The sequence below is a fragment of the Kitasatospora sp. NPDC053308 genome (assembly GCF_055585785.1).
In genome coordinates this window covers 98,960-110,196 of sequence record NZ_JBVJJY010000018.1, presented here as the reverse complement: position 1 = coordinate 110,196, position 11,237 = coordinate 98,960, and the positions used below count along the sequence as shown (strand labels likewise).

The following is an 11,237-nucleotide window of genomic DNA, read 5'->3' as shown; positions in this document are numbered from 1 at the left end:
CGTGGGGCGACCGCACGGCCGGGGAGGCCCCCTCCGGATCCGCATCGGCGGCGGATCCGGATTCAGCTCGGGATTCAGCTCGGGATTCGGCTCGGGATCGGGATCAGGATTCGACCTCGAAGGCGACGTCCAGGGCGTACCTGTCCCCCACGTACCGGGTCTCGGTGAGTTCCAGGGGGCGTTCGTCCTGGTCCACGATGAGGCGCTCCTCGACGAGGAGGGCGGTGCCCGGAGCCACCGCGAGCAGCTCCGCCTCCCGCGCGCCGGCCGTCGCGGCCCGGATGGACGAGTGCCCACGGGTCGGCGTCCGGCCGAGCCCGGCGAGCGTCTCGTGCATCGAGGCCGTCCGGAAGTCGACCTCCAGCAGGGCGGTGAGGTCCTCCGGGAACACCGCCCGCTCCAGTGCGGTCGGGATCCCGTCGGCCAGCCGGACCCGGCCGATCTCGACGACCTGGGCCGAGGACCTCCGCAGCCGCAGCCGGTGGACCTCCTCCGGCAGGGCCGGTCGCAGGGCCGCGGCCATCAGCCGCGACGACGGCTTGCGACCCTGTCTGCGCATTTCCTCGCTGAATCGGACCAGGTTTTCCGCTCGACGGTGCGTCGGCGGTTCCGCGACGAATGTCCCGCGCCCGGACACCCGGTACACCAGACCTTCCGCGACCAGCCGTTGAACGGCCGCTCGTGCGGTCATGCGGCTCACCCCGAATTCCTCGCACAACTCCGCCTCCGAGGGGAGCGGGTCATGCGGTCGGTGTTCGGCGATCCGGTTCCGGAGCGCCAGTTCGATCCGGTGGTACCTGGGCGCGAAATCCGTTTCCAAAAGGGGGCCTCCGAAATTCGAGAGTACGCCGTCTAGCTGTCTAGTCAACTAGCGTAGACCAGCCCAGACCGGGACATTCCACGGCTAAAGAGGCCAAGGGCAAGAGGCGTGCAGCGTGATCCTCGTCACACTGCCCACGGGGGCCGGACGGGTTGGCTGTATAGACAGCTAGACAGCTCCGGGTTACCGTCGATCCGTCCGCGCGGTCGCGCCGAGCGCTGCGCCGCGAAACGCGCCTCACCCCTAGGACAGGCCCATGGACCCCACCGCCATCGACGTCCGGCGGCTCGCCAAGATGATCGACCACTCGCTCCTGCGGCCCGAGCTCACCACCGCCGACGTCCTGCGCGGCTGCGAACTCGCCGCGGCCTACGACGTCGCCTCCGTCTGCGTGCGCCCGGCGGACGTCGCCCTCGCGGTCAAGGCGCTCGCCGGGACCGCCGTCGCGGTCGGCACCGTCATCGGCTTCCCGCACGGGGGCACCACCACGGTCGCCAAGACGGCCGAGGCGGCCGACGCCCTGGCCGCGGGCGCGACCGAACTCGACGTGGTGCTCAACATCGGCCTGCTGCGCGGCAGCGAGGACGACGCGGTGCGGCAGGACGTCACGGCGGTCGTCGAGGCGGCCGCGGGCGCCGCCCTCACCAAGGTGATCTTCGAGAACGCCTACCTGGACGACGACGCCAAACTGCGCGCCTGCCGGCTCAGCGCCCGGGCGGGCGCGGACTTCGTGAAGACCTCGACCGGCTTCGCGCCCGGCGGCGCGACCCTGCACGACGTCCGGCTGATGCGGGCGAACGTCCCCTCGCACATGAAGGTCAAGGCCGCGGGCGGGGTGCGCACCCTGGACGGCATGCTGGAGTTCGTCGCGGCCGGCGCCGAACGCTTCGGCGCCACCGCGACCGCGACCATCCTGGACGACCTGGCCGCCCGCCGGTCCGCCGCCTGACCGGGCTCCGCGCGGCGCGCCGGATCGTCCTCGACGGACCGCCCCTGCGCCGCGTCCGGCCCGGGCCCCAACCGCTCCGACGGCGGCGCGGAGGTGCCGGGGGCCCGCTCCCGGCATAGCGTGGCCGAGGCGCCCGCCCGCCCCGTGGCGGTGCGCGAGACCGCACCACCGGCTCCTCGGAGGTCGATCCATGCGCGCGGTGACGTACGACGCGTACGCCCAGGACAACTCCCGGCTGCGGTACGGCGAGGTCCCCGACCCGAAGGTCGGCCCCGGCCAGGTGCTGATCGAGGTGAGGGCGGCCGCCGTCAACCCGGTCGACTGGAAGGTCATGGCGGGCGGCCTGGACGGCATGATGGACGCGGTCTTCCCCGTCGTCCCCGGCTGGGACGTGGCCGGTGTGGTCACCCGCACCGGCCCGGACACGCCCGAGTTCGCCCCGGGGGACGAGGTGATCGCCTACGCCCGCAAGGACGTGGTGCAGGCCGGCACCTTCGCCGAGTACGTCGCGGTCGCCGCTCCCTCGGTGGCCCGCAAGCCCGCCCGCCTCGACTGGGCGCAGGCGGCCGGGCTGCCGCTGGCCGGCCTCACCGCCCAGCGCAGCCTGGAGCGGCTCGCGGTCGGCCCCGCCGACGTGCTCCTGGTGCACGGCGCCGCCGGCGGCGTGGGCAGCCTCGCCGTGCAGCTCGGCCGCGACCGGGGCGCCCGGGTGATCGGCACCGCCTCGGAGCGCAACCACGCGTTCGTCCGCGAGCTGGGCGCCGAACCGGTGGACTACCGGGACGGCCTGACCGAACGGCTCCGCGCCCTGGCCCCCGACGGCGTGTCCGCGGTCGCGGACTTCGTCGGCGGCCAGCTGGACACCACCCTGGCCGTGCTCGCCACCGGCGGACGGCACGTCTCCGTGGCCGACCCGACCGTCGAGCAGCACGGCGGCCACTGGATCTGGGTCCGCCCGGACGGCGCCGCGCTCGCCGAACTGGCGGCGGCCGTCGACCGCGGCGCACTGACCGTGGAGGTCGCCCGGACCTTCCCGCTGGAGCGGACGGGCGAGGCCTTCGACGCCAGCCGCACCGGACACACCCGCGGAAAGCTGGTCGTCACACCGTGACGGCCGGTCCTCGGCCGCGGGAGTCCGCGGGAGCGCGCGGCCCGGAGGCCGGTCCTAGTCTGTAGCCAGAGGCCGGACCCACCCTCCGGCCGTCACCGCTTCCCGGACGGAGGCGCGCGTGGAGACGACAGGCGAGCACGACGCACCCACCGCCGTCCTCGTGGTCGATCCGGACGGCGTGGTGACGGCCTGGAGCGAGGGCGGACGGCAGTTGCTGGGCCGGACCGCGGCGGAGACCGTCGGCCGGCCGGTGACCGACCTGCTGGTCGACCCCGCGCCCGGGTTCCCCGGGAGTGGCGCCGCCGCCCCCACCGGGCTGGTCACGCTGCGCCACCGGGACGGCTCCACGCTGCACGCCGTGGTGACGGCGCAGCCGCTGGACGGCGCCGACGGGCGGGCGCTGAGCCGCGCGCTGACCTTCCAGCGCTGGGGCCGCCGTCCCGTGATCGCCGACCGGGCCTTCGAGCAGTGCCCGTTCGCCCTGGGGGTGTACGACCCCGAGCTGCGGTTCCTGTGAGTCAACGCCGCCGCGTGCCGGGTGATGGCGCACTCCGAGCAGCAGGTGCTGGGCGAGAAGTACCGCGAGCTGTTCCCCGAACTGGACGACGCCGCGTACGTCAACAAGCTCGCCGAGGTGGCGAGGACGGGGGTGCCCGCCCGGCTGGAGCTCTCCTTCGTCACCGAACTGGTCGTCAGCGAGCTGGTCACCGATGCCGTCAAGTACGGCGAGCCGCCGATCAGACTGCGGCTGATCCGCGACACCGCGCTGATCTGCGAGGTCTCCGACGCCAGCGAGACCACCCCGCACCTGCGCCGGGCGCGCGCCTTCGACGAGGGCGGCCGGGGCCTGATGCTGGTCGCCCAGCTCACCCAGGGCTGGGGCACCCGGCACACCGGCGACGGCAAGACCATCTGGTGCGCGCAGACCATCGAGTCGCGGTAGCGGGTCGCACCCGGGGGCGCGGCTCGCGCTGCCGCCGGGCCGGGCGGGGGCCCGCCGTACCCGCGGTGTCCTCCTCCGCCCGCCTTTCTCGGCATCACCGGCCATCCGATCTCTTCTGCCGGATACGCTGCGACGATCAGATGACCAGGAAGGCGACACCGTGCCAGTCACCGATGAGGCGATCGAGAAGATCAAGGCCATGATCGTGAGCGGCGAGCTCCGTCCCGGCGCGCGCCTCCCGAAGGAGGCCGATCTCGCGGAGCGGCTCGGACTGTCCCGCAACTCCCTGCGGGAGGCGGTCAAGGCCCTGTCGCTGATCCGCGTGCTCGACGTGCGCCAGGGCGACGGCACGTACGTGACCAGCCTGGAGCCCGACATCCTCCTGGACACCCTGGGGTTCGTCGTCGACTTCCACCAGGACGACACGGTGCTGGAGTTCCTGGAGGTCCGGCGCATCCTGGAGCCCGCCGCCGCCGCGATGGCCGCCCGGGTCATGCCGGACGAGGAGATCGCCGCCCTGGGCGAGGTGCTGGCGGGTCTGGACGCGAACGCGTCCCCGGAGGAACTCATCGCCAACGACCTGGAGTTCCATCGCAGGATCGCGGCCGGGTCGGGCAACACCGTGCTCTGCTCGCTGATCGACGGCCTGTCCGGACCGACCGTCCGGGCCCGGGTCTGGCGCGGACTGACCGAGGAGAACGCGGTGGCCGACACCCACCGGCAGCACCGCGCGATCCTGGACGCGATCGCCGCCCGCCGCCCGGAGCTCGCCCACTCCTGGGCCGCCGTGCACGTCGCCGGGGTCGAGCAGTGGCTCCGCGGCACCCTCGGCGAAGCGGGATCACCGCTCGGCTGACGGCTGGGTGGGCGGTGCCCGTTCCCTCCCGGTGGCACCGGTTCCGCAGGACGGGCCTCACCTGCGAGTCGTCCTCGTTCCGGCCGCACCGCCCCTGCGCTGCTCCCCGGAGTCGAACGCGCTCCTGTCCGCGCGCACCGGGAGGCGGCCCCTTCCCGCAGGGGCCGCCTTCCGGTGGGCCGTCAGACCCGGCCGTCGGCGTCGACGACGGTGACGTCCGGGGTGCGGGGGCCGTGCACGCCCTCCTCCTGCGGGGTGGGGACGCCCGGCGGCAGCAGCCCGCGTTCCGTGAGCTCCGCCCAGAGCGTGTCCGGGACGCGGTGGCGGAGCATGGCGGCGGCGTCCCGGACCTCGGCGGCGTTGCGGGTGCCGACGAGGACCGAGGCGACGGCGGGGTGCCCGAAGGGGAAGCGGAGTGCCGCGGCCCGCAGGGGCACGCCGTGGTCCTCGCACACGTGCTTCAACCGCAGTGCCCGGTCGAGGAGTTCGTCGGGTGCGGTGGCGTAGTCGAAGGTGGCGCCGGGCTTCGGGTCGGCGAGCAGGCCGGAGTTGAAGACCCCGCCGATGACGACGCCGACGCCGTGTCCGGCGGCGAGCGGCAGCAGTTCGGCGAGGCCGCGTTGGTCCAGCAGGCTGTAGCGGCCGGCCAGCAGCACGGCGTCGATGTCGGTCTCGCGGACGAACCGGGCGGGCAGTTCGGCCTGGTTCATGCCGACGCCGATCGCGCCGAGCAGGCCCTCGGCGCGCAGGCGTTCCAGTTCCGGGTAGGCCTCGGTGAGGGCCTGCTCCGCGTGGTCGTCGGGGTCGTGCAGGTAGGCGATGTCGATCCGGTCCAGGCCGAGCCGGTCCAGGCTCTCCTCGATCGAGCGGCGCACGCCCGCGGCGCTGAAGTCCCAGACCCGTCGGTGGGTGGCGGGCACCGCGAAGCCGTCGGCGAGGTCGTCGCCGTGCGGTTCGGGGGCTGGGCGCAGCAGTCGGCCGACCTTGGTGGAGATCGTGTACGCGTCGCGGGGGCGGCCGTGCAGGGCCTGTCCGAGCCGCCGCTCGGACAGGCCCAGTCCGTAGTGCGGGGCGGTGTCGAAGTAGCGGACGCCCGAGTCCCAGGCCGCGTCGACGGCCTCCCGCGCCTGTTCGTCCGTCACCGGTGTGAACAGGTTGCCGATGCCCGCCGCGCCGAAGGCGAGCTCGCTGACCGCCACCCCGCTCCGGCCCAGCGGCCGCGGGCGCGGGCTCACCGCGCGGCCTCCGCCCGCAGGCGCAGGTTGGCCATGCCGCCGTCGACCTGCAGGACCGTCCCGGTGGTGCTCGCGGCGGCCGGGGAGGCGAGGTAGGCGACGGCGGCGGCCACCTCCTCGGGGTCGACGAGGCGGCCGTGGGGCTGGCGGGCGGCCAGGGCGGCGCGTTCGGCGGCGGGGTCGTCGGCGGTGGCGAGCAGTCGGCCGACCCAGGGGGTGTCCACGGTGCCGGGGCTGACGCAGGTGAAGCGGATGCCCTCGCGGACGTGGTCGGCGGCCATGGACAGGGTCAGGGCCAGCACCGCGCCCTTGCTGGCCGCGTACAGCGCGCGCTGCGGCAGGCCGGTGGTGATCACGATGGAGCCGAGGTTGACCACCGACGGGTGGGCGGAGCGGCGCAGGTACGGCAGGGCCGCCCGGGTGGTGCGGACCACCCCGAGCAGGTTGACGTCCAGGACGCGCCGCCACTCCTCGTCCGGGTTGTCCTCCACCGTCCCCACGGCGCCGATCCCGGCGTTGTTGACCAGGATGTCGATGCCGCCGAGGACACGGGCGGCGGCCTGGACGGCGGTGCGCACGGAGGCGTCGTCGGTGACGTCGGTGGAGAGGCCCAGCAGGGGCTCCGGCACGGAAGCGGGGTGGAGGTCGAGGACGGCCACCCGCGCGCCGCGCCGCGCGAGCAGGGTGGCGGTGGCCAGGCCGATCCCGGACGCGCCGCCGGTGACCACGGCCGAGAGGCCGTCGAGGTCCTTCGTCGTCATACCGGTGCCCTTCACGCGTGGACGAAGGTCTGGCGCTGGGTGCCGAGGCCGTCGATGGACAGTTCGACGGTGTCGCCCGCGCGCAGGTAGGGGGTGCCGGGCAGGCCGAGGGCCACGCCGGCCGGGGTGCCGGTGTTGATGACGTCGCCGGGGCGCAGCACCATGAACCGGCTCAGGTACCAGACCAGGTGGGCGACGTCGAAGACCATGTCCTCGGTGCCGCCGCTCTGCCGCGTCCGCCCGTTGACGGCCAGGTGCAGGCCGAGTGCCCGCGGGTCGCCCACCTCGTCGGGGGTGACCAGCCAGGGGCCGAGGGGGTTGAAGGTCTCGCAGGACTTGCCGAGGTCCCACTGCGCGGAGTACTCCAGCTGGAACTCCCGCTCCGAGACGTCGTTGCTGATCGCGTAGCCCGCGATGTGCGCCGGAGCGTCGTCCGGGCCCGCCAGGTAGCGGGCCTCGCGGCCGATCACCACGGCGAGTTCCACCTCCCAGTCGGTCTTGACCGAGCCGCGCGGGATCAGCACCGGGTCGTAGGGGCCGACCACCGTGGACGGGTCCTTCAGGAACACCACCGGCCGCTCGGGCACGGCGGCGCCGGTCTCCTCGGCGTGGTCGCGGTAGTTGAGGCCGATGCACACCACCTTGCCCGGACGGGCGACGGGCGCCCCGACCCGCAGTCCCGCGGTGTCCAGCGCGGGCAGGGAGCCCTCGGCCAGGGCGGCCCGGGCCCGGTCGATCCCGTCGGAGGCGAGGAACTCCCCGTCGATGTCACCGGTGAGCCCCGACAGCGCGAACACCCGGCCGTCCTCGGCGAGGACCGCCGGGGCCTCCGACCCCGGGTCGCCGATCCGAAGCAGTTTCATGAAGGACTCCCCACTGGATAGCGGAACTGAGGGCGCCGTCAGCGTCGGACGGCGGCGGAGGCGCCGGCGAGCAGGGCCTCGACCTCGGCGAGCGAGGCCATGGCGACGTCTCCGGGCGTCGTCATGGTGAGGGCGCCGAGGGCCGTGCCGTACGCGAGGGCGCGTTCCAGACCGGCGTCGGCGAGCAGGCCGTGGACGAGGCCGGCGGCGAAGCCGTCGCCGGAGCCGATGCGGTCCAGGACGTGCAGTCCGGGCATCGACGGGCCGGTGACGTGACCGGTCTCGGCCGACCAGGCGGCCGAGGTCCAGTCGTTCACCCCCGCCGAGGGGACCTCGCGCAGGGTCGTCGCCAGCACCCGGGCCCCGGGGAGCAGGCAGGCCACCGAGGCGAGCGCGTCGGGCACCTCGTCGGCGGCGAAGCGGTCGGCCCCGGGGTGGTCGCCGGCGAGCCCCAGGGCGCCGACGACGACGTCGGCGTGCCGGGCGAGCCGCAGGTCGGTCTCGCGGGCGCGCTTCGGTCCGCCGCGGTCGGCCCACAGGCTCGGGCGGTAGTTGGGGTCGTAGGAGACGGTGAGGCCGTGCCGGCGGGCCGCCGTCATGGCCTCCTCGGCGATGTCGGCGGTGGTGTCGGACAGACCGGCGAAGATGCCGCCGGTGTGGAACCAGCGCACCCCCGCGGCGAAGACCGCGTCCCAGTCGACGTCGCCGGTGCGCAGCTGGGAGGCGGCCGTGTGGGCCCGGTCGCTGACCCCGAGGGCGCCGCGGACGCCGAAGCCCCGCTCGACGAAGTTGAGGCCGTTGCGGGCGCTGCGGCCGATGCCGTCGTCGGCGGCCCAGCGGATCAGCGACGTGTCGACCCCGCCCTGCAGGATCAGGTCCTCGACGAGACGGCCCACCGCGTTGTCGACGAGCGCGGTGACGACGGCCGTCCGCCGCCCGAAGCAGCGGCGCAGTCCGCGCACGACGTTGTACTCGCCGCCCCCTTCCCAGACGCGGAACGTCCGGGCCGTGCTGATCCGCCCCTCCCCCGGGTCGAACCGCAGCATGACCTCGCCGAGCGCCACCACCTCGGTCACGGCGCACCCGCTTCCACGGCCTGGGCCGTCAGGCGGCGGATCTCGGCGTAGGCGCCGGTGTCCAGGTGGGCGGGGGTCGCCATCCAGCTGCCGCCGACGGCCAGGACCGCGGGCTCGGCGAGGTAGCCGGTCAGCGCGCGGGGGCCGATGCCACCGGTCGGGACGAACCGCACGTCCGGGAAGGGCGCGGCGAGCGCGCGGAGCGCGGACAGGCCGCCGAGGGGCTCGGCGGGGAAGAGCTTGACGGTGGTGATGCCCGCCCGCAGGGCCCGCATCAGCTCGGTGGCGGTGGCGATGCCGGGCACCACGGGCACACCCAGTTCCCGGCACCTGGCCACGACGTCCTCGTCCAGGCCGGGCGAGACGACGAACCGGGCCCCGGCCGCCACCGCGCGTTCCGCCTGCTCGGCGGTGAGCACGGTGCCGGCGCCGACGGTCAGGCCGTCGTGGGCCGCCATCGTCTTGAGCACCTGCTCGGCGGACGGGGTGCGGAAGGTGACCTCCGCGCAGCGGGCGCCGCCCGCGCCGAGCGCCTCGGCCAGCGGCTCGGCCGTGGCGGGTTCGCGCACGGTCAGCACCGGCATGACGCGGGCGCCGGCCAGGACGGCGGCGAGGTCGGCGGGCCGGTGGGCGGCCGGACACGTGGCCGGGTCGGCCGGGTCCGCGGTCCGGTCGGCGGCGAGATCGGCGGCCGGGCCGGCGGTGCGGTCGGCGGTCCGGTCGGCGGTCACCGGCCCAGCCATCCGCCGTCGACGGGCAGGACGGTGCCGTGGACGTAGGCGGCGGCGTCCGAGGCCAGGAAGACGGTGGCGCCGGCGAGGTCCTCGGCCCGGCCCCAGCGACCGGCCGGGATCCGCTCCAGGATCGCCGTGTTGCGCACCGGATCGGCCTGCAGCGCCGCGGTGTTGTCGGTGGCGATGTAGCCCGGCGCGATGGCGTTGACGTTGACGCCGCGCCCGGCCCATTCGTTGGCCAGCGCCTTGGTCAGGCCGGCGACCCCGTGCTTGGCCGCGGTGTACCCGGGCACCGTGATGCCGCCCTGGAAGCTGAGCAGGGAGGCGGTGAAGATGACCTTGCCGCGGCCGCGGGCCACCATCGCGCCGCCCACCGCCCGGGCCAGCGCGAACTGCGCGCTCAGGTTGACCTGGAGCACCTCGTCCCAGTCCTCGTCCGGGTGTTCGGCGGCGGGGGCGCGGCGGATGGTGCCGGCGTTGTTGACCAGGATGTCCACCGGCCGCTCGCGGCCCGCGAGGTCCGCGCCCAGGGCGCGCACCGCGTCCGGGTCGGCGAAGTCGGTGCGCAGCGCCTCGAAGGCGCGGCCGGCGGCCAGGACGTCCTTCTCGACCTCGCTGCCGGCGGACTCCAGGTGGGCGCTGACGCCGATGACGTCCGCGCCGGCCTCGGCCAGGGCACGGGCCATGGCCCGGCCGATGCCCCGCCGGGCGCCGGTGACGACGGCGAGCCTGCCGGTCAGGTCGAAGGCGCCCCTCGTGTCGGTGATCCCGCTGCGCTCGCTCATGCTGCGACCTCCCGGGTGTCGCCGGTGCAGTCCACCAGGATCTTCATCACGTCGCCGCCGCCCTCCAGGGCCTCGAAGGCGGCGGGCGCCTCGGCGAGCGGCACGACCTTGCTGATCAGCCGCTCGGCCGGGATCGTGCCGTCCGCGACCAGCGCCACCGCCCGCTCGAAGTCGGAGCGGTCGTACAACCGGGCGCCCACGAGAGTGAGTTCGCGCCAGAAGAAGCGGTGCAGGTTCACCTCGCGGGGCCGGGGGTGGATCGCCACCAGGCACAGCCTGCCGCGGACCCCCAGGACCTCCACGGCGGTCTCGACCCCGGCCGCCGCGCCGGACACCTCGAACGCGACGTCCGCGCCGGCGCCGTCGGTCCACCGCCGGACCGCCTCGGGCACGTCCTCGACCGCCGGGTCCCAGGCGGCGAGTCCCGACTCCTCGGCCAGCTTCCGCCGGTGGGCGCTCGGCTCCACCACGCGTACCTCGGCTCCGGCGGCCCGCGCCACCAGCGCGATCAGGATCCCGACCGGGCCGCCGCCCACCACGACGACCCGCTCCCCCGCCAGCACCCCGGCCCGGCCGACGTCGTGCACGGCCACGGCGGTGGGCTCCACCAGCGCGGCCCGGTCCAGCGGGAGGGAGTCCGGCAGTCGGACGAGCGTGTCGGCGGGGACCGTCCAGCGCTGCTGCATCGCACCCGGCGAGTCGATGCCGATGAAGTCCAGGTTCTGGCAGACGTGCCGGTGGCCGCTCCGGCAGGCCGGGCAGGTGCCGTCCCAGCGCAGCGGCATGACCGTCACCGCGTCCCCGGGCTGCCAGCCCTCCACCCCGGCGCCGACCCGCACCACGCGGCCCGACATCTCGTGGCCGAGGACGGCCGGGGCGGCGACCCGGGCGTCCATGTCGCCGTGGAAGATGTGCAGGTCGGTGCCGCAGATCCCGACGTACGCGGGGGCCAGCAGCACCTCCCCGGGGCCGGGCTCGGACGGTTCGACCGGAGCGGTGTCCAACGTGCGGGCGGCCGTGTAGCGCACAGCAAGCGTCATCGTGGTTCCCGGGTCCCTTCGGAACGGGTGGGGGTTCGGTGCGGGGCGGCTTCGGGTGCCGGTG

Annotated in this window: 12 protein-coding genes and 2 pseudogenes; 5 read left to right on the top strand and 9 right to left on the bottom strand. The window is 75.0% G+C overall.

Translation table 11 applies throughout. The features are described 5' to 3' along the window. Positions 1-103: 103 nt before the first annotated feature. The gene (locus ACZ6Y7_RS30650) at positions 104-559 is read right to left on the bottom strand and encodes a GntR family transcriptional regulator (protein ID WP_465761228.1); all 456 of its coding nucleotides are present in this window, start codon (positions 557-559) and stop codon (positions 104-106) included. A 66-nt stretch (positions 560-625) separates the two neighbouring features. Next, a pseudogene (locus tag ACZ6Y7_RS30645) lies at positions 626-820 on the bottom strand (GntR family transcriptional regulator); the annotation flags it as partial. Between the two features lie 256 nt (positions 821-1,076). Between ACZ6Y7_RS30645 and deoC the strand changes: the two are divergent. The 5 genes and pseudogenes from deoC to ACZ6Y7_RS30620 all read left to right on the top strand — a co-directional run bounded on the left by deoC (position 1,077) and on the right by ACZ6Y7_RS30620 (position 4,679). Next, positions 1,077-1,769 carry a deoxyribose-phosphate aldolase gene (gene deoC, locus ACZ6Y7_RS30640; RefSeq protein ID WP_465761198.1) on the top strand — a complete coding sequence of 231 codons (693 nt, stop codon included), beginning with the start codon at positions 1,077-1,079 and terminating at the stop codon, positions 1,767-1,769. Positions 1,770-1,959: 190 nt separating this feature from the next. Then, positions 1,960-2,880, top strand: coding sequence for an NADP-dependent oxidoreductase (locus ACZ6Y7_RS30635; RefSeq protein ID WP_465761197.1), 921 nt, complete (start codon positions 1,960-1,962; stop codon positions 2,878-2,880). Positions 2,881-2,998: 118 nt separating this feature from the next. Continuing rightward, positions 2,999-3,397, top strand: a complete 399-nt coding sequence (locus tag ACZ6Y7_RS30630) for a PAS domain-containing protein (protein ID WP_465761196.1) — start codon at positions 2,999-3,001, stop codon at positions 3,395-3,397. A gap of 147 nt (positions 3,398-3,544) precedes the next feature. Next, a pseudogene (locus ACZ6Y7_RS30625) lies at positions 3,545-3,823 on the top strand (ATP-binding protein); the annotation flags it as partial. Between the two features lie 160 nt (positions 3,824-3,983). Further along, a complete protein-coding gene (locus tag ACZ6Y7_RS30620) occupies positions 3,984-4,679 on the top strand; it encodes a FadR/GntR family transcriptional regulator (protein WP_465761195.1) in 696 nt (231 codons plus the stop codon). Positions 4,680-4,861: 182 nt separating this feature from the next. Here ACZ6Y7_RS30620 and ACZ6Y7_RS30615 read toward each other — a convergent pair whose 3' ends face one another. From ACZ6Y7_RS30615 to ACZ6Y7_RS30585, 7 genes are all read right to left on the bottom strand, one after another. Then, positions 4,862-5,914, bottom strand: a complete 1,053-nt coding sequence (locus ACZ6Y7_RS30615) for an aldo/keto reductase (RefSeq protein WP_465761194.1) — start codon at positions 5,912-5,914, stop codon at positions 4,862-4,864. Next, positions 5,911-6,675, bottom strand: a complete 765-nt coding sequence (locus ACZ6Y7_RS30610) for an SDR family NAD(P)-dependent oxidoreductase (protein WP_465761193.1) — start codon at positions 6,673-6,675, stop codon at positions 5,911-5,913. Before ACZ6Y7_RS30610 ends, ACZ6Y7_RS30615 begins: the two co-directional genes overlap by 4 nt. 11 nt (positions 6,676-6,686) lie before the next feature. Continuing rightward, the gene (locus ACZ6Y7_RS30605) at positions 6,687-7,538 is read right to left on the bottom strand and encodes a fumarylacetoacetate hydrolase family protein (protein WP_465761192.1); all 852 of its coding nucleotides are present in this window, start codon (positions 7,536-7,538) and stop codon (positions 6,687-6,689) included. Positions 7,539-7,576: 38 nt separating this feature from the next. Further along, positions 7,577-8,614, bottom strand: a complete 1,038-nt coding sequence (locus tag ACZ6Y7_RS30600; RefSeq protein ID WP_465761191.1) for a PfkB family carbohydrate kinase — start codon at positions 8,612-8,614, stop codon at positions 7,577-7,579. After that, the gene (locus ACZ6Y7_RS30595; RefSeq protein ID WP_465761227.1) at positions 8,611-9,216 is read right to left on the bottom strand and encodes a bifunctional 4-hydroxy-2-oxoglutarate aldolase/2-dehydro-3-deoxy-phosphogluconate aldolase; all 606 of its coding nucleotides are present in this window, start codon (positions 9,214-9,216) and stop codon (positions 8,611-8,613) included. Before ACZ6Y7_RS30595 ends, ACZ6Y7_RS30600 begins: the two co-directional genes overlap by 4 nt. Positions 9,217-9,341: 125 nt before the next feature. Beyond that, positions 9,342-10,133, bottom strand: a complete 792-nt coding sequence (locus ACZ6Y7_RS30590; RefSeq protein ID WP_465761190.1) for an SDR family oxidoreductase — start codon at positions 10,131-10,133, stop codon at positions 9,342-9,344. Then, positions 10,130-11,173: a zinc-dependent alcohol dehydrogenase gene (locus ACZ6Y7_RS30585; protein ID WP_465761189.1), complete on the bottom strand. Its 1,044-nt coding sequence runs from the start codon at positions 11,171-11,173 to the stop codon at positions 10,130-10,132. Before ACZ6Y7_RS30585 ends, ACZ6Y7_RS30590 begins: the two co-directional genes overlap by 4 nt. Positions 11,174-11,237 lie beyond the last annotated feature (64 nt).

Bases quoted from the DNA above. Each gene is read 5' to 3' on its own strand.
- ACZ6Y7_RS30650 (WP_465761228.1), bottom strand. From the start codon at position 559: ATGCGCAGACAGGGTCGCAAGCCGTCGTCGCGGCTGATGGCCGCGGCC.
- deoC (WP_465761198.1), top strand. From the start codon at position 1,077: ATGGACCCCACCGCCATCGACGTCCGGCGGCTCGCCAAGATGATCGAC.
- ACZ6Y7_RS30635 (WP_465761197.1), top strand. From the start codon at position 1,960: ATGCGCGCGGTGACGTACGACGCGTACGCCCAGGACAACTCCCGGCTG.
- ACZ6Y7_RS30610 (WP_465761193.1), bottom strand. From the start codon at position 6,675: ATGACGACGAAGGACCTCGACGGCCTCTCGGCCGTGGTCACCGGCGGC.
- ACZ6Y7_RS30605 (WP_465761192.1), bottom strand. From the start codon at position 7,538: ATGAAACTGCTTCGGATCGGCGACCCGGGGTCGGAGGCCCCGGCGGTC.
- ACZ6Y7_RS30590 (WP_465761190.1), bottom strand. From the start codon at position 10,133: ATGAGCGAGCGCAGCGGGATCACCGACACGAGGGGCGCCTTCGACCTG.
- ACZ6Y7_RS30585 (WP_465761189.1), bottom strand. From the start codon at position 11,173: ATGACGCTTGCTGTGCGCTACACGGCCGCCCGCACGTTGGACACCGCT.